A 15,544-nucleotide genomic window follows, 5' to 3' on the forward strand; every position below is an offset into this window, starting at 1 on the left:
TTGGCCCGGCGGGCTAGCCCGCCGGGCTTTTGTGCACGTGGACCACCTTCCACCCCTCGGGGAAGCGCACCGCCACCCGGCTTTCGTTCACCGCCCGGTGCCTCAGCCCCCCTTCCTCCTCCACGGTGAGGAGGAGGGTGTAGCTGAAGATGGCCACCTCCCCGTAGCGCTGGAGCCGGCGCTCCAAGAGGTCAATGCGGTAGGGCCTACCCCTGGTGGCCCAGTTCTTCTCCACCATGAAGCGGTGGAAGTCCAGGCCGTCCAGGCGGTGGGGGGTGACGAACCACTCATAGAGGGCAAGCTCCTCGTGGGTGGTGGCGGCGTAAGTCGTGTAGTCCCCCTCGTAGATGCTCCTCAGGTGGCGCTCCAAGAAGGCCCAAAGCTCCCCTTCCACGGCTTTACCTCCCCGGCTGGTACTCCCCCCACTCCTCCCGCAAAACCCCGCAGACCTCCCCCAAGGTGGCCCGGCGGCGGAAGGCTTCCAAAACATAGGGGAAGAGGTTTTCCTGGCCCCGCGCCGCCTGGCGCAGGCGCTCTAGGCCCACCCGGACGCTTTCCCCATCCCGGTTGGCCCTGAAGGCGGCAAGCTCCCGCTTCCTCCTCTCGTGGAGCTCGGGGTCAATGCGCTGCACGGGCACGGGCTCGTTTAGGGGGCTGTTGGGGTCAAAGAAGCGGTTCACCCCCACGAGGATCCGCTTGCCCTCCTCCACCTCCTTCTGGAACTGCCAGGCGGACTCCTCTATGGCCCGCTGGAAGTAGCCCGCCTCCACCGCGGCCACCGCCCCGCCCAGGGCGTCTATCTCGGCGATGAGCCTTTCCGCCTCCTTTTCCAACTGGTCCGTGAGGTGCTCCACGTAGAAGCTTCCCCCCAAGGGGTCAATGGCCTTGGTGACCCCGCTTTCATAGGCCAGGATCTGCTGCGTGCGCAGGGCGAGAAGGGCGCTTTTTTCCGTGGGCAGGCCCAAGGCCTCATCGTAGGCGTTGGTGTGGAGGCTTTGCGTGCCCCCGAGCACGGCGGCCAGGGCTTGGTAGGCGGTGCGCACCACGTTGTTCAAGGGCTCTTGGGCGGTGAGGGTGGAGCCCCCCGTCTGGGTGTGGAAGCGGAGCATCCAGCTTTTGGGGTCCTTGGCCCCGAACTCCTCCCGCATGATCCGGGCCCAAAGCCGCCTGGCCGCGCGGAACTTGGCCGCCTCTTCAAAGATATCCCCGTGGGCGGCGAAGAAGAAGGAAAGCCTGGGGGCGAAGGCGTCCACGTCCAGGCCCCGCTCCAGGGCCGCCCGCACGTAGGCCTTGCCGTCGGCTAGGGTGAAGGCGATCTCCTGGGCGGCGGTGGCCCCCGCCTCGCGGATGTGGTAGCCGGAGATGCTGATGGTGTTCCACTTGGGCACGTGCCGGGCGCAGAACTCAAAGATGTCGGTCACGAGGCGCATGGAGGGGCCAGGGGGATAGATGTAGGTGCCCCGGGCGAAGTACTCCTTCAGGATGTCGTTTTGCACCGTGCCCGAGACCTTGTCCCAAGAAACCCCTTGCTCCTCCGCCACCAGGAGGTAGAGGGCGAGGAGCATCATGGCGGGGGCGTTGATGGTCATGCTGGTGGAGACCTTGTCCAGGGGGATGCCGTCAAAGAGCTTGCGCATGTCCTCGAGGGTGGCGATGGACACCCCCACCCGCCCCACCTCCCCCACGCTCATGGGGTGGTCGGGGTCCAGGCCGAGCTGCGTGGGCAGGTCAAAGGCCACGCTGAGGCCGGTTTGGCCCTGGGAAAGGAGGTATCGGTAGCGGGCGTTGGACTCCTCGGCGGTGGAGAAGCCGGCGTACTGGCGCATGGTCCAGAGCCGGTCCAGGTACATGCGGGGGTAGATGCCCCGGGTGAAGGGGTACTCCCCTGGCCGCCCTAGCCTTTCCCGGTAGCCCTCCGGCAGGGACTCAAAGAGGCCTTCCATAGCCTAGTTTTACAGGAAAAGGCGGAGCAAGAGAAGGAGGAGGAAAAGAACCCCCAAGACGAGGAGGAGGGGCGGCAAGAGGAGGCTGTAGGCGGCGAGGACCAGGGCTAAGAAGTCCTTCCAGTCGGGCTTGGGCTCTTCCCGCACCCCCTTAGCATACCCCTTTCCCCGCCTCGCTTCCCCGCTTCCTAGCTACCTCCTCCTTTGATAGCATTAGCCCATGGCCCTATCCAAAAACGCCCGCAAGGTGCTCAAGGTCCTGGCCAGGCGGGGAGCGCCGGAAGTGCTCTTCGCCTTGAGCCGGGGGGCCTCCCGCTTTTCCGACCTGGAAAGCCTCCTCGTCCTTTCCCCCAGGACCCTGGCGGAAAGGCTTCGGGAGTTCCACCTTTTGGGCTTCGTGGAGCGGCGGGCCTACCCCGAGGTGCCGCCCCGGGTAGAATACACCTTGACCCCGCGGGGCAAGCGGGTTTTGGATTTCCTGCGCGGATTGGAGGAGGTATTGGAGGCCAAGCAGGAGGAGGTACGGTGAAAGCGAAAGCCATCGTGGTGACTTCCGGCAAGGGCGGGGTGGGGAAGACCACCACCACCGCCAACCTGGGTGCGGCCTTGGCCAAGCTGGGGGAGAAGGTGGCGGTGGTGGACGTGGACGTGGGCCTCCGCAACCTGGACGTGGTCATGGGCCTCGAGGGGCGGGTGGTCTTTGACCTCATTGACGTTCTGGAGGGACGGGCCAAGCCTCGGCAAGCCCTCATTCGGGACAAGCGGGTGGAAAACCTCTACCTCCTCCCCGCCTCCCAGACCAAGGACAAGGAGGCCCTGGACCCCGCCAAGTTCAAGGAGCTCGTCCAGTTTCTCCTCACCGAGGAGGGGTTTGACCGGGTGCTGATTGACTCCCCCGCCGGCATTGAGAAGGGCTTCCAGACCGCCGCCACCCCGGCGGAAGGGGCCTTGGTGGTGGTGAATCCGGAGGTGAGTAGCGTAAGGGACGCCGACCGCATTATCGGCCTCTTGGAGGCCCGGGAGATCCGGGAGAACTACCTCGTCATCAACCGCCTGCGGCCCAAGATGGTGAGCCGGGGGGATATGCTCTCCGTGGAGGACGTGGTGGAGATCCTGGGCCTAAGGCCCATCGGCATCATCCCCGAGGACGAGCAGGTCATCGTTTCCACCAACCAGGGGGAGCCCTTGGTCCTGAAAGGGGCGAGCCCCGCCGCCCAAGCCTTCTTGGACACCGCCCGGCGCATGCGGGGCGAGGAGGTGCCCTTCCGCCACCTGGAGGAAGCCCAGGGCTTCTTGGGGGTCATCCGCAAGCTCTTCGGGGGTCGGTGATGTGGTGGCGCAAAAGGAGCAAGGACAAGGCCAAGGAAAGGCTCAAGCTGGTCTTGGCCTACGACCGGGCCAAGCTTTCCCCGGGATTGGTGGAAAGCCTAAAAAAAGACCTTTTGGAGGTCCTCCGCCGCTACTTCCCCGCCCAGGAAGAAGGGCTCCAGGTGGCCCTGGAGGAGCGGGGGGAAAAGGTGGTGCTGGTGGCGGACATCCCCTTGCGTTAAGGGCGGCATGGTCCTCAGACGGCCTAACCTCCTCGCCTACGACTGGGGCCTAGCCCTCCTGGCCTTGGCCTTGGCCGCCTTGGGGCTCGTCAATCTGAAAAGCGCCACCCCGGACCCCGCCCTCATCCCCAGGCAGGCCTTGGCCCTGGCCTTGGGCTTGGGGCTTGCCGTGGCGATCCAGTTTCTCTCCCGCAGGCTCCTCTTCGCCTGGGCCTACCCCCTTTACGCCCTCTCCCTGGTCCTCTTGGTGGCGGTGCTTTTGGTGGGGCGGGAGATCAACGGGGCCAAGGCCTGGTTTGTCCTGGGGCCCTTGCAGTTCCAGCCCTTGGAGCTCGCCAAGGTGGGCCTGGTTCTGGCCCTGGCCCAGTTCCTCGCGGAAAGGCCCATCCGCCGGGTTTGGGACTACGTGCCCCCGGGTCTCCTCACGGCCCCGGTGGCGGCGCTTCTCCTCCTCCAGCCCGACCTCGGGGGCACCCTGGTGGTCCTCTTCGGCGCCTTCACCGTGCTCTTCGTGCGGGGGCTTCCCTGGAAGCATCTTCTGGTGGGGGTCTTGGCCTTGGTCCTCCTGGTGCCCACCGTGGTCTGGCCCAACCTCAAGCCGTACCAGCGGGAGCGGGTCCTCATCGTCTTGGACCCCTACCGCGACCCCTTGGGCCAGGGCTTCCAGGTGATCCAGTCCACCATCGCCATCGGTTCCGGGGGGCTTTTCGGCAAGGGGTACGGGCAGGGAACCCAGACGCAACTGGGCTTCGTCCCCTTCCGCCACACGGACTTCGTCTTCGCCGTCTGGGCGGAGGAGTGGGGGTTCGTGGGGGCGGTGGCCCTCCTCGGCCTTTACGCCCTCTTGCTCCTTCGCCTCCTGGGCCTGGCCCTGGAGTGTTCCCGGATGGCGGACCGCCTTTTTATCGCCGGCGTGGGGGGGATACTGGGCTTTCAGGTGGTGGTGAACCTGGGGGTGGCCTTGGGGGTGATGCCCGTCACCGGGCTTACCCTGCCCCTTTTTTCCTACGGGGGTTCTAGCCTCATGGCCACCCTGTTTTCCTTAGGCTTGGTCCTCTTGGTCCACCGGGACCGGGCGGCGCCCTAGCCTGCTAAACTGGGCCCCGTGGCGGAGGTGCTGGTGCGCGTGGCCGGGGTGCGCAAGGCCTTCGGTGGGGTGGTGGCCTTGGATGGGGTGGACCTGGAGGTGAAAAGGGGAGAGTTTTTCAGCCTCCTGGGGCCTTCCGGGTGCGGCAAGACCACCTTGTTGCGGATCCTGGCCGGCTTTGACACGCCGGACACCGGGCGGGTGGAGATCGCCGGCAAGGACATGGCGGGGGTCCCTCCCTACGCTCGCCCGGTGAACACCGTGTTCCAGAACTACGCCCTTTTCCCCCACATGACCGTGGAGGGGAACGTGGCCTTCGGTCTCCGGATGAAGGGCTTGCCCCAGGCCGAGGTGAAGCGGAAGGTGGCCTGGGCCTTGGAGCTCGTGGACCTTTTGGGCTTGGAGAAGCGCTATCCCCGGGAGCTCTCTGGGGGGCAGAAGCAGCGGGTGGCCCTGGCCCGGGCCCTGGTTTTAGAGCCCCTGGTCCTCCTTTTGGACGAGCCCCTTTCCGCCTTGGACGCCCGGCTGCGTCAGGAGCTTCGGGTGGAGCTCATGCAGCTCCAGAGGCGGCTTGGCACCACCTTTATCTTCGTCACCCACGACCAGGAGGAGGCCTTGGTCATGTCCGACCGCATCGCCGTGATGCGCGCGGGGCGCATCGTGCAGGAGGGGCTTCCCGACGAGGTGTACGAAAGGCCCAAAAGCCGCTTTGTGGCGGAGTTCCTGGGTCGCTCCAACTTCCTTGCCGCCAAGCCCCACCCCTTGGGGGCGGAAACCCCCTTGGGGCCCTTGCGTCTAAGGGAGCCTTTGCAGAAGGAGGCCCTCTTGGCCATCCGCCCGGAAAAGATCCGCCTTTACCCGGCGCAAAACGGGGCCCCGGCCCGGGAGAACCTGGTGCGGGCGGCGGTGGAGGAGATCGTCTACACGGGGGCGGAGAACCAGTACTACCTCAGGGCGGGGGAAGTGCGGCTCCTCGCCTACACCCTCAACCAGGACCTGCAGGAGCCTGGGGCGGAGGAGTTCGGCTATGGGGAGGAGGTTTACTGCTACCTCCCCCCGGAGAACCTGGTGGTGGTCCATGAATGAGGCGGCGACCCCTGCGCAGCGCTTCTTGCGGGTCCTGGTCACCGTGGGGCCGGGGGGGCTTTGGCTTTTTCTCTTCGTGCTCCTCCCTTCCCTTTTGGTCCTCCTGGCCTCCCTCCTCTCCCGGGGGCCTTATGGCGAGCTCGGCCTGCCCTTGGGGCTTCACAACTACGCCCGGGCCCTACAGCCCGTCTACCTCGAGGCCTTCACCGAAAGCCTCTTGGTGGGCGTCTGGGCCACCCTCCTTTCCGCCCTCCTGGGCTACCCCTTAGCCTTTTACATCGCCCGCCATCCCAAGCGGGACCTCCTCCTCTTTTTGCTCCTTCTTCCCTTCCTCACCAACTTCCTCATCCGGGTCTACGCCTGGCTGGTGTTGCTCCAGAGGGAAGGGCTGGTGAACGCCCTTTTGGGGGCTTTTGGCCTTGGTCCTTTCGCCTTCTACCCCTCCTTCGGCGCCGTGCTTTTGACCACGGTCTACACCTTCCTGCCCTTCTTTGTCCTTCCGGTGTACGCCAGCGTGGAAAGGCTGGACTGGCAGCTTTTGGAGGCGGCCTACGACCTGGGGGCGAGGCCCTTCCGCGCCTTCTTGCACGCGGTGCTCCCCCAGACCTACCCGGGGCTCTTTGCGGGAAGCGTCCTCGTCTTCATCCCCGCCATGGGAACCTTTGTGGTGGCGGACCTTTTGGGGGCGGGGCGGGTGGTCCTCATCGGCAACCTCATCCAGCAGCAGTTCGGCGTCACCCGGGACTGGGCCTTCGGGGCGGCATTGAGCGTCTTCCTCATGGGCTTCGTCCTCTTGAGCCTTTACCTCTACGCCCGCCTACAGGGGGAAAGGGGGCTCGAGGAGCTGGTATGAGGCGGCTACTCTCCCTCCACGCCCTCTTGGTGTACCTCTTCCTCTATGTGCCCATCCTGGTCATCGTGGCCCTTTCCTTCAACGAAAGCCGCCGGGGGGTGCGCTTCAGCGGCTTCACCCTGGACTGGTACCGGGCCCTGTTCCAAGACCCGCGGGTGCTGGAGTACTTCCTGAACACCCTGGTGGTGGCCCTGGTGTCCACCCTGGTCTCCACGGTTCTAGGCACGCTCCTCGCCTTGGGCATGGTGCGCTACCGCTTCCTGGGTAAGGAGCTTTTGCGCTACCTCCTTTACATCCCCGTGGTGGTGCCCGACGTGGTCATGGGGATTTCCCTCCTGCTCCTTTTCGCCTTTTCCCGGGAACTTTTCGGTTTTCCCCGGCTTTCCCTCTTCACCGTGATCCTGGGCCACATCACCTTCCAGCTCGCCTTCGTCACCTTGGTGGTGCGCTCCCGGCTCCTCCTTTTGGACCCCGCTTTGGAGGAGGCGGCCCGGGACCTGGGGGCCAGGGGGTTCCAAACCTTTCTCCACGTCACCTTGCCCTTGGCCTGGCCGGGGGTGGCGGCGGGGGCGCTCCTCGCCCTCACCCTTTCCTTAGACGACTTCGTGGTCACCTTCTTCACCGCCGGCCCTGGGGCCACCACCTTGCCCCTTTACATTTACTCCAGCGTCAAGCTTGGGGTAAGCCCTAAGGTCCACGCCCTTTCCACCCTCATCGTGGGGCTTTCGGCGTGTTTTCTGGCTTTGGGGTATGCTCTTTCCCGGAGGCGGGTATGAGGCGAGGGATTTTTCTCCTGTTGCTGGCAGCTTTGGTCCTCCTCGGGGTTTTCCTCTTGCGGCCCAAGCCGGCCCGGGGGGCGGGTACCCTCTACTTCCTCAACTGGGCGGACTACATCCCCGAGGAGCTGGTTAAGAAGTTTGAGGCGGAAACGGGGGCCAAGGTGGTCCTGGACACCTTTGAGTCCCCCGAGGCGATGTTGGCCAAGCTGAAGGCGGGGGCGGACCAGGAGTTCTCCTTGGTGGTGGCCCCCGACTACTACGTGCTGCAGATGGCCCGCGAGGGCCTCCTCGCCCCCTTGGACAAGGGGAAGCTCGCCAATCTTAAAAACCTGGACCCATTCTTCCAAAATCCCCCCTATGACCCGGGCCTCCAGTACTCCGTCCCCTACCTTTGGGGCACCACGGGGCTTGCCTACCGGGAGGACCTGGTGAGGGGTCCGGTGGACTCCTACGCCGTGTTCTTTGACCCGGGGCGCCAGGTGGGGCCTTTCCTTCTCCTGGACGAGATGCGGGAGACCATTGGGGCGGCACTGAAGTATCTGGGCTACTCGGTGAACACCACCGACCCCGCGGCCTTGGAGAAGGCCAAGGAGCTTTTGATCGCCGCCAAGGGACGCTCCGTGGGCTTCGCCGGGGGTGTAGAGGCGCTAAACCGCATCCTGGCGGGGGACGCCGCCTTAAGCCTGGCCTACTCGGGGGACGTCCTCCAGGCCCGCCAAGAGGACGAGCGCCTGCGCTACGCCATCCCCAAGGAGGGGGGAACCCTTTGGACCGACGCCATGGTGGTCCTGAAGCGGGGCCCGGCCCAGGAGCTGGCCTACCGCTTCATAGACTTCCTCTTGGCCCCGGAAAACGCCGCCGCCTTGGCTAAGTACACCCGCTACGCCACCCCGGTGGCCGCCGCCATTCCCCTCCTGCCCCAGGAGATGCGCCAAGACCCGGTGGTCTTCCCCCCTGAGGAGGTGCGGGCCAAGCTGGAGTACCTCAAGGACCTGGGGCCGGAGATTGCCCTTTTTGACCGGGTCTGGACCGAGGTGAAGGCTCGCTAAAGGCCGTTTGGCGAGGGATGGGGTAAGCTTGACCCATGAGGAAGCTCCTGGCCCTTCTCCTGGCCTTGGGTCTGGCGTGGGGTCAAGGGACCGAGGCCCTTTGGGGGAAGACCTGCGCCCTGTGCCACGGGGAGAAGGGCCAAGGGGTGCGCCCTTACCCCTCCCTTCAAGGAGTGGCGCCCCTCTTCGCCACCCCAGAAGGGCGGCGCTACCTGGTCCTGGTGGTCCTCTACGGCAAGAAGGGCGAGGCAGGGCTGATGCCCGGCTTCGCCCAGCTCAAGGACGAGGAGCTCGCCTCCCTTTTGAACCACCTCCGCGCCCTGCTGGGGGCCAAGGGGGAGCCCTTCACCCCAGAAGAGGTGCGCCGGGGGCGGGGCTTAAACCTCACCCCCGACGGGGTGAAGCGCCCCTAAAGGGGGTCTTCCAGGGTGGCGCCCTCGTCCGCCTGGCGCACCAAGGCGGCGTAGCGGGCGAAAAGGCCGTGGCGGAAGGCGGGGGGGCGAGGTTGCCACCTCGCTTTGCGCCGGGCGAGTTCCTCCTCGGGGAGGAGGACCTCGAGGCGGCGGTTCTCCACGTCTATCCGCACCCGGTCCCCCTCTTCCAGGAGGGCGATGGGGCCGCCCACGAAGGCCTCGGGGGCGATGTGGCCGATCATGAGGCCCCGCGTGCCCCCGGAGAAGCGGCCGTCGGTGAGGAGGGCCACCTCGGGGCCCAGGCCTTCCCCCACGATGGCGCTGGTCACGGAGAGCATCTCCGGCATGCCGGGGGCTCCCTTGGGCCCCACGTAGCGGATGACCACCACGTCCCCCGGGCGGATCTCCCCCTTGAGGACCTTTTCCATGGCCGCCTCCTCCGAGTCAAAGACCCGGGCGGGCCCCTCAAAGAAGGTGCGCTCGGTGCCGGCGAGCTTCAAAACCGCCCCTTGGGGGGCGAGGTTTCCCTTTAGGACCACCAGGCCGCCGTGGGGCTTTAGGGCCCTTTCCACGGGGAAGACCACCCGCTGCCCCTCCCGCTCCCGGTAGGCCCGCTCCACCTCCTCCGCCAGGGTCCTTCCAGTGAGGGTCTTTTCCTCCCCAAAGAGGAGGCCCGCTTCCAAAAGCCGCTTAAAGACCAAGGCGGTGCCCCCCGCCTCGTAAAGCTCCCAGGCGGTGTAGGTGCCCCAGGGCCTCAGGTCGGCGATGACCGGGGTCTTGCGGGAAACCTGGTCAAAGTCGTCCAGGCTGAGCTCCACCCCCGCTTCCTTGGCCATGGCCAGGAGGTGGAGCACGGCGTTGGTGCTCCCCCCCGTGGCGGCCACGGTGGCGATGGCATTGAGGAAGCTCCTGCGGGTGAGGAAGTCCTTGGGCTTCCAGTCTTTGGCGATGGCCTCCGATAGGATCCGCCCCGCCTCCCGGGTGGCCTGGGCCTTTTCCGGGTGGACGGCGGGGATGGCGTTGTAGCCCACGGGGGAGAGGCCCAGGACCTCCAGGGCCATGGCCATGGTGTTGGCGGTGTACTGGCCGCCGCAGGCCCCGGGGCCGGGGATGGCCCGCTTTTCTATCTCCAAAAGCTCCTCGTCCGTGATCTTGCCCGCCGCCCGCTGGCCCACCGCCTCAAAGACCTCCACGATGGTGAGCTTCCTGCCCCGCCACTCCCCGGGGGCGATGGTCCCCCCGTAGAGGACCATGCCGGGGACGCCGCTTCGGATGACCCCCATGGCCCCCCCGGGGATGGTCTTGTCGCAGGCGGAAAGGGCCACCATGCCGTCGTAGAGGTAGCCTTGGGCGATGAGCTCAATGCTATCGGCGATGACCTCGCGGCTAACGAGGCTTGCCCGCATGCCTGGGGTGCCCATGCTGATGCCGTCAGAGACGGCGGGGGCCCCAAACTCAAAGGGCACCAGGCCCGCTTCCCTTAGGCCCGCTTTAAGGTCTAGGGCCAGTTGCCGCAGGTGAAAGTTGCAGGGCATCCCGTCGGTGAAGGTGTTCACCACCCCCACAAAGGGCCTGGCGAAGTCCTCGTCCCCCACCCCCACCGCCCGGAACATGCTCCGGGCCGGGGCCTGCTGCAGTCCCTTCTTGATGCGGTCCGATCTCATGCGTCCCTCCAGCTGGCGGTTTTGCCGTGGTACTGCCTCGCCTTGGGAAGAAGGCACACCAGGGCCCTGGCTGCCTCCTCCGGCGTGAGCAGAAGCCCTTCTTCCTTGTAGCCCCTAAAGACCCGCTGGAGCACGGGCGCGGCGCTTCCCTGCGCCTCGCGGGCCTGGCGCTGCATTTCCGTTTCCACCACCCCGGGGCGGTAAACCAAACAGGCCACCTCGGGCACCTCCGCGGCCAGCTGCCGCGCCAGGTGCTCCTCCGCCGCCTTGGCCACGGCGTAGGCGCCGATGCCGGGGAGGTTTGTCTCCGCCGCTCCCGAGCCCACGTAGACCGCAAGCCCCTCCCCCTGGCGCCTTAGGAGGGGGTAGGCGAAGCGGGCGAGCTGGTAGCCGGCGATCAGGTTGGCCTCGAGGACCTCCATAAAGAGAGCCTCCGCCACCTCATAGAGCAAAGGCCCCGGGTGGAGGACCCCGGCGTTGTGGATGTAGCCGAAGAAGTTCCCAAGCCCCGCCGCCTTCTCCACCAAGGCCTCCGCCACCTCGGCCTTGCCGGCGCTTCCCGCCACGTGGGCCACCCTGGCCCCCAGGGCCTGGGCCTCCTCCGCCACGCCCCTTAGGGGAGCTTCCGAGCGGGCGTTGAGCACCAGGTCGTAGCCCGCCTTGGCGAGCTCCAGGGCTAGGGCCCTGCCGATGCCCCGGCTCGCCCCGGTGAGGATGAGGGTTTTTCTCATAGGAGTTCCTCCGTGGGGATTTCCACGCGGAGGGGGGGCTGGTTTTCCCCTTCCCAGCAGGCCCCGCCTTCGGGGCGGCGGTGGAGGAGGGCGCGCCTGCCCTCGAGGTCCACTGCCCAGGCCTTGGGCGCCCCGGCCTGGGCGTAGCGGGGGAACTTGGGGGTGGGATCGGGGCACAAGGGCGTGCCCACCCCCTCCGCCATCAGGAGGGCGCGGTTGGGATAGGGCCCGGACCCGGCAGCCACCAGGGGGTTCTGCGCGGAAAGCGGGGCCTCGCCGCGGGCGGCGAGAGGGGCGAAGCGGGCGGTGGGCGGCCGCATGGCGGCAGCGAGCTTGGGACGGATGGGGTTCATCTCCCCGAGCCCCGGCCGCAGGTCCTCGGGAAGGACCCCAGCTTCCGCCGTGCGAGGGAATCCTTCTGGGGTGAGCCGGCAGTGGGTCATGGGAGGACCTCCTGGAGGGGGAAGGAGAGGCCGAGGACTTCCAGCATGCCCTCTTCCAGCGTCTGGTGGTACCGGTAGGCCCCGCCTTGGGGCTCGCTGAAGCGGTGGAGCCGGTCCCGGGTTAGGTCCAGCACCCAGACCTCGGGCACCCCGGCCTGGGCGTAGAGGGGAACCTTCACCCGGAGATCGTAGTCTAAGGAGCTCTCCGCCACCTCTATGACCAGGAGGGCGTCCTTTCCCTCAGGTAGACGGTTCCGATAGGCTTCCCTCGGTGGCCTGAGCAGGACGAGGTCAGGGTATACCTCTGTTTCCGGTTCCAGCACCAAGGGGTTTTGCACGGAGAGGACCACCTGGCCCCTTAGGGGGGCAAGAAGGTCCAAAAGGGCGTTCAAGGCGTACACGTGCCGCTTTCCTACCGGGCTCATCTCCAGGACCTCCCCCTGCACCAGCTCCACCCGGGCGTCCTCGGGGAGGATGCCCGCTTCCCCCATTCGGTGGAAGTCCTCGGCGCTGAAGCGGTGGCGGACCATTTTCCTCATTTTAGGCGGCGGAGCACGGCCTCCGTGAAGGCCTGGGTGCCCGCGGTGCCCCCTAGGTCGGGGGGTGGGGCTTCCACCAGGGCTTGCGCCACTGCCTTTTCCACCTTCCGGGCCAGCTCCACCAGGCCGAAGGCATGCTCCAGCATCATGGCGGCGGAAAGGATGGCGGCGGTGGGGTTGGCCACCCCCTTGCCGGCGATGTCCGGGGCGGAGCCGTGCACCGGCTCAAAGACCGGGGTGCCCCGGCCCAAGGAGGCGGAGGGGAGGAGCCCCAAGGAGCCGGGGAGGACGCTCGCCAGGTCCGAGAGGATGTCCCCGAAGATGTTGCCCGTCACCACCACGTCAAAGCGGGCGGGGCTTCGCACCAGGTGCATGGCCATGGCGTCCACGTATTGGTGCTCCAGGACCACCTCGGGGTAGTCCCGCCCCACCTCCTCCACGGTCTTGCGCCAGAACTCCCCCACCTCGAGGACATTGGCCTTGTCCACGCTGGTGACGTGCTTCCTCCGCTTCCTCGCCGCCTCAAAGGCCACCTTGGCCACCCGCTCCACCTCGGGCTTGCTGTAGCGTTCCGTGTTCCAGGCCTCCGCCTCGGACATGCCCCTGGGCTCCCCAAAGTAGATCCCCCCGGTGAGCTCCCGCACGATGAGGACGTCCACCCCCCGGGCGATCTCCTCCTTCAAGGGGGAAAGCTTCTCCAGCCCGGGGAAGACCTTGGCGGGGCGGAGGTTGGCGAAGAGGTCCTGGCTTTTCCTTAAGGCGAGGAGGCCGGTTTCGGGGCGGATTTTGCGGGGAAGGTTGTCCCACTTGGGCCCGCCCACGCTTCCCAAAAGCACCGCTTGGGCTTCCTCCACCCCCCGCCGCGTCACCTCGGGGAAGGGCTCCCCGTGGGCGTCTATGGCCGCTCCCCCGAAGGGGAGGACCTCGTGGGTGAGGCCAAGGCCCTCCGCCTCGTCCAGGGCCTTCAGGACCCTTAGGGCGGCCTCCGTCACCTCGGGGCCGATGCCGTCCCCGGGAAGCACCGCCACCTTCATTCCGCCCTCCTGGGGTAGGGAAGCTTGCGGTCAAAGGCGTCCAGAAGCTCCCCCGCCTCCAAAAGCTCCCCGATGGGGTCCCAAAGCCCCTGGGTCAGGGCCTCCCGGGCCTCCTCCCGAATGAAGAGGGGGGCCACCCGGTCCCCAAAGCGCACCTCCTTGTTGACGAGGTCTATCTCCACTTCCAGCCCGGGGTCTTGCTCCACCGCCTGGAAGAGCACCGCCAGGTCTTCCGGGGCTAGGGTCACGCAGGGAAGGCCGATGGCGGTGGCGTTGCCGAAGAAGATCTCGGCGAAGCTCTCCCCGATGATGGCCCTAAACCCCGCCCGTTTGATGGCCTGGGGAGCGTGCTCGCGGCTAGAGCCCGAGCCAAAGCCCGACTCCACCAAAAGGATGCTCGCCCCCTGGTAGCGGGGGTCGTTCAGGGGGTGGGGCTTGGGGTTGCCCTTTTCGTCAAACCGCTCGTCGTAGAAAAGGTATTGGCCCAAGCCCTCAAAGGTGAGGGCTTTCATGAAGCGGGCCGGGATGATCCGGTCCGTGTCAATGTCCTCGCCCCGCAGGGGCACCGCCCTTCCCCGGATGATCGTGAACTTCTCCAGCATCTTCCACCTCCTCAGCGCGCGCCCACCACGCCGAAGACCTCCCGGGCGTCGGCGATCTCCCCGGCCACCGCCGCCGCTGCCACCATGAGGGGGCTCATGAGCACCGTGCGCCCCCTGGGGCTTCCCATGCGCCCTTTGTAGTTGCGGTTGGAGCTGGAGGCGCAAAGCTCATCCCCTTCCAGGCGGTCCGGGTTCATGGCCAGGCACATGGAGCACCCCGGGTTGCGCCACTCAAACCCCGCCTGGCGGAAAATCTCGGCGATCCCTTCCTCCTCGGCCCGCTTCGCCACCCACTCGGAGCCCGGCACCACCAGCGCCCGCACCCCCTTCTTCACCTTGTGCCCCTGGAGGTGGCGGGCCACCTCCCGGAGGTCGGAAAGCCTGGCGTTGGTGCAGCTTCCGATGAAGGCCACCTGGATGGGCACCCCCTTGATGGGCTGCCCCGGCCGAAAGCCCATGTAGGCCAAGGCTTCCTCGGCCACGGGGCGCTCCTCCTCGGGAAGCTCCTCCAAGAGGGGGATGCGCCCGTCAATGGGGATGGCCTGCCCCGGGGTGATGCCCCAGGTGACCGTGGGGGCGATCTCCTCGGCGCGGAAGGTGACCACGTCGTCATAGGCGGCGTCGGGGTCGGAACGCCAAGCGAGCCACCTTTTCTTGGCCTCCTCCCATTCGGCCCCTTTGGGGGCGTAGGGGCGGCCCTCGAGGTAGCGGAAGGTGGTCTCGTCGGGGTTCACGTAGCCCACCCGGGCCCCACCTTCAATGGACATGTTGCAAAGCGTCATGCGGCTTTCCATGTCCATGGCCTCCACGGCGCTCCCGCCGTACTCGTAGGCGTACCCCAGGCCCCCCTTCACCCCCAGGTGGCGGATGATGTGGAGGATCACGTCCTTGGCGTAGACCCCAGGGGCGAGCTTCCCCTCCACGTTGATCCGCCGCACCTTGAGCTTTTGGGCGGCGAGGGTTTGGGTGGCGAGAACGTCCCGCACCTGGCTCGTGCCGATGCCAAAGGCCACGGCCCCAAAAGCCCCGTGGGTGGAGGTGTGGGAGTCGCCGCAGGCGATGGTCATCCCGGGTTGGGTGAGGCCAAGCTGGGGCCCGATCACGTGGACGATGCCCTGGTTTCCGCTCCCCAGGTCAAAGAAGGTGATGCCGTGCTCCTTGGTGTTTTGCCGGAGGGCGTCCAGCATGCTCTGGGCCAAGGGGTCTTGGAAGGGCTCGGTGCGGTCGTGGGTGGGGACGATGTGGTCCACGGTGGCGAAGGTGCGGTGGGGGTAGCGCACCTTGAGCCCCAGGTCCTTCAGCATCCCGAAGGCCTGGGGGCTCGTCACCTCGTGCAGGAGGTGCAGGTCTATGAAGAGCTGGCTCTGCCCGTTTCTGAGCTTCCTCACCTCGTGGGCTTCCCAAACCTTCTCGTAAAGCGTTTTTCCCATGGTTCCCTCCCTATAAAAAGCCCCCCGGGTCCTTGGGGCCCGGGGGAAAGCGGAAAGGCCTCCCTAGACCGGGCCCGCCCGGTCTAGGTCTAGCAGAATGCCCCGCCGCATTGCCCCCTAGCCTAAGGGTTTCGGGGCCCTTTGGTCAAGGTGGGATTTCGGGGAAGGGGGTGGAAGGGGGCTCCTTGGCTGGAGAAGGGGCCAGCTTGACGGGAAGCGCCCGTCCCCCTACAATGACCCTTGCGTCTGCCGGGGTGGCGGAATTGGTAGACGCGCATGATTCAGGGTCATGTGCCCGCAAGGGCGTGCGGGTTCAAGTCCCGCCCCCGGCACCAAAAGGC

General features: G+C 66.7%; 19 protein-coding genes and 1 tRNA gene. 10 read left to right on the top strand and 10 right to left on the bottom strand.

The features are described 5' to 3' along the window. Positions 1 to 13: 13 nt before the first annotated feature. The 3 genes from QT17_RS02410 to QT17_RS13950 are packed head-to-tail and all read right to left on the bottom strand — an operon-like array spanning position 14 to position 2,090. Positions 14 to 394: a nuclear transport factor 2 family protein gene (locus tag QT17_RS02410; protein WP_039455838.1), complete on the bottom strand. Its 381-nt coding sequence runs from the start codon at positions 392 to 394 to the stop codon at positions 14 to 16. A 4-nt stretch (positions 395 to 398) separates the two neighbouring features. Continuing rightward, the gene (locus tag QT17_RS02415) at positions 399 to 1,943 is read right to left on the bottom strand and encodes a methylmalonyl-CoA mutase (RefSeq protein ID WP_039455841.1); all 1,545 of its coding nucleotides are present in this window, start codon (positions 1,941 to 1,943) and stop codon (positions 399 to 401) included. A gap of 9 nt (positions 1,944 to 1,952) precedes the next feature. Beyond that, the gene (locus QT17_RS13950) at positions 1,953 to 2,090 is read right to left on the bottom strand and encodes a hypothetical protein (RefSeq protein WP_152607313.1); all 138 of its coding nucleotides are present in this window, start codon (positions 2,088 to 2,090) and stop codon (positions 1,953 to 1,955) included. A 73-nt stretch (positions 2,091 to 2,163) separates the two neighbouring features. On the opposite strand from QT17_RS13950, the gene QT17_RS02420 reads away from it, so the two are divergent. From QT17_RS02420 to QT17_RS02460, 9 genes are read left to right on the top strand one after another with little or no spacing between them, the layout of a single operon-like run. Further along, the gene (locus QT17_RS02420) at positions 2,164 to 2,472 is read left to right on the top strand and encodes a helix-turn-helix domain-containing protein (RefSeq protein ID WP_039455843.1); all 309 of its coding nucleotides are present in this window, start codon (positions 2,164 to 2,166) and stop codon (positions 2,470 to 2,472) included. Next, complete coding sequence (minD, locus tag QT17_RS02425) at positions 2,469 to 3,272, top strand: septum site-determining protein MinD (RefSeq protein ID WP_039455845.1); 804 nt, start codon at positions 2,469 to 2,471, stop codon at positions 3,270 to 3,272. The genes QT17_RS02420 and minD overlap by 4 nt, the downstream gene beginning before the upstream one ends. After that, complete coding sequence (minE, locus tag QT17_RS02430; RefSeq protein ID WP_039455846.1) at positions 3,272 to 3,493, top strand: cell division topological specificity factor MinE; 222 nt, start codon at positions 3,272 to 3,274, stop codon at positions 3,491 to 3,493. The genes minD and minE overlap by 1 nt, the downstream gene beginning before the upstream one ends. 7 nt (positions 3,494 to 3,500) lie before the next feature. Then, positions 3,501 to 4,580: a rod shape-determining protein RodA gene (gene rodA, locus QT17_RS02435; protein ID WP_039455848.1), complete on the top strand. Its 1,080-nt coding sequence runs from the start codon at positions 3,501 to 3,503 to the stop codon at positions 4,578 to 4,580. A gap of 18 nt (positions 4,581 to 4,598) precedes the next feature. Continuing rightward, entirely contained in the window at positions 4,599 to 5,666 is a 1,068-nt protein-coding gene (locus QT17_RS02440; protein ID WP_039455850.1) for an ABC transporter ATP-binding protein, read from the top strand. Further along, a complete protein-coding gene (locus QT17_RS02445) occupies positions 5,659 to 6,519 on the top strand; it encodes an ABC transporter permease (protein ID WP_039455852.1) in 861 nt (286 codons plus the stop codon). Before QT17_RS02440 ends, QT17_RS02445 begins: the two co-directional genes overlap by 8 nt. Next, positions 6,516 to 7,295, top strand: a complete 780-nt coding sequence (locus QT17_RS02450) for an ABC transporter permease (protein WP_039455853.1) — start codon at positions 6,516 to 6,518, stop codon at positions 7,293 to 7,295. The genes QT17_RS02445 and QT17_RS02450 overlap by 4 nt, the downstream gene beginning before the upstream one ends. Beyond that, positions 7,292 to 8,347, top strand: a complete 1,056-nt coding sequence (locus QT17_RS02455) for a spermidine/putrescine ABC transporter substrate-binding protein (RefSeq protein WP_039455855.1) — start codon at positions 7,292 to 7,294, stop codon at positions 8,345 to 8,347. The genes QT17_RS02450 and QT17_RS02455 overlap by 4 nt, the downstream gene beginning before the upstream one ends. Positions 8,348 to 8,382: 35 nt before the next feature. Next, the gene (locus tag QT17_RS02460) at positions 8,383 to 8,760 is read left to right on the top strand and encodes a cytochrome c (RefSeq protein WP_039455857.1); all 378 of its coding nucleotides are present in this window, start codon (positions 8,383 to 8,385) and stop codon (positions 8,758 to 8,760) included. On the opposite strand, the gene ilvD is transcribed toward QT17_RS02460, so the two are convergent. Genes ilvD through leuC form a run of 7 tightly spaced genes read right to left on the bottom strand, consistent with a single transcriptional unit; the run spans position 8,757 to position 15,203 of the window. Next, on the bottom strand, positions 8,757 to 10,424 hold the full coding sequence (gene ilvD, locus QT17_RS02465) for a dihydroxy-acid dehydratase (protein WP_039455859.1): 1,668 nt from the start codon (positions 10,422 to 10,424) through the stop codon (positions 8,757 to 8,759). The genes QT17_RS02460 and ilvD overlap by 4 nt on opposite strands. After that, positions 10,421 to 11,155 (bottom strand): SDR family NAD(P)-dependent oxidoreductase, encoded by a 735-nt coding sequence (locus QT17_RS02470; RefSeq protein WP_039455862.1) that lies wholly within the window; start codon positions 11,153 to 11,155, stop codon positions 10,421 to 10,423. The genes ilvD and QT17_RS02470 overlap by 4 nt, the downstream gene beginning before the upstream one ends. Then, positions 11,152 to 11,598 (bottom strand): hypothetical protein, encoded by a 447-nt coding sequence (locus QT17_RS02475; RefSeq protein WP_039455865.1) that lies wholly within the window; start codon positions 11,596 to 11,598, stop codon positions 11,152 to 11,154. The genes QT17_RS02470 and QT17_RS02475 overlap by 4 nt, the downstream gene beginning before the upstream one ends. Next, entirely contained in the window at positions 11,595 to 12,128 is a 534-nt protein-coding gene (locus QT17_RS02480) for a Uma2 family endonuclease (RefSeq protein WP_039455867.1), read from the bottom strand. The genes QT17_RS02475 and QT17_RS02480 overlap by 4 nt, the downstream gene beginning before the upstream one ends. A gap of 5 nt (positions 12,129 to 12,133) precedes the next feature. Beyond that, positions 12,134 to 13,171, bottom strand: a complete 1,038-nt coding sequence (gene leuB / locus QT17_RS02485; RefSeq protein ID WP_039455869.1) for a 3-isopropylmalate dehydrogenase — start codon at positions 13,169 to 13,171, stop codon at positions 12,134 to 12,136. After that, positions 13,168 to 13,773: a 3-isopropylmalate dehydratase small subunit gene (gene leuD, locus QT17_RS02490; protein WP_039455871.1), complete on the bottom strand. Its 606-nt coding sequence runs from the start codon at positions 13,771 to 13,773 to the stop codon at positions 13,168 to 13,170. The genes leuB and leuD overlap by 4 nt, the downstream gene beginning before the upstream one ends. Positions 13,774 to 13,784: 11 nt before the next feature. Next, entirely contained in the window at positions 13,785 to 15,203 is a 1,419-nt protein-coding gene (gene leuC, locus QT17_RS02495; RefSeq protein ID WP_039455873.1) for a 3-isopropylmalate dehydratase large subunit, read from the bottom strand. Between the two features lie 248 nt (positions 15,204 to 15,451). On the opposite strand from leuC, the gene QT17_RS02500 reads away from it, so the two are divergent. Further along, positions 15,452 to 15,538 (top strand) — tRNA-Leu (locus QT17_RS02500). Positions 15,539 to 15,544: the final 6 nt, after the last annotated feature.

Source organism: Thermus sp. 2.9, from assembly GCF_000794385.1.
In the GTDB taxonomy this organism is placed as follows: domain Bacteria; phylum Deinococcota; class Deinococci; order Deinococcales; family Thermaceae; genus Thermus; species Thermus thalpophilus.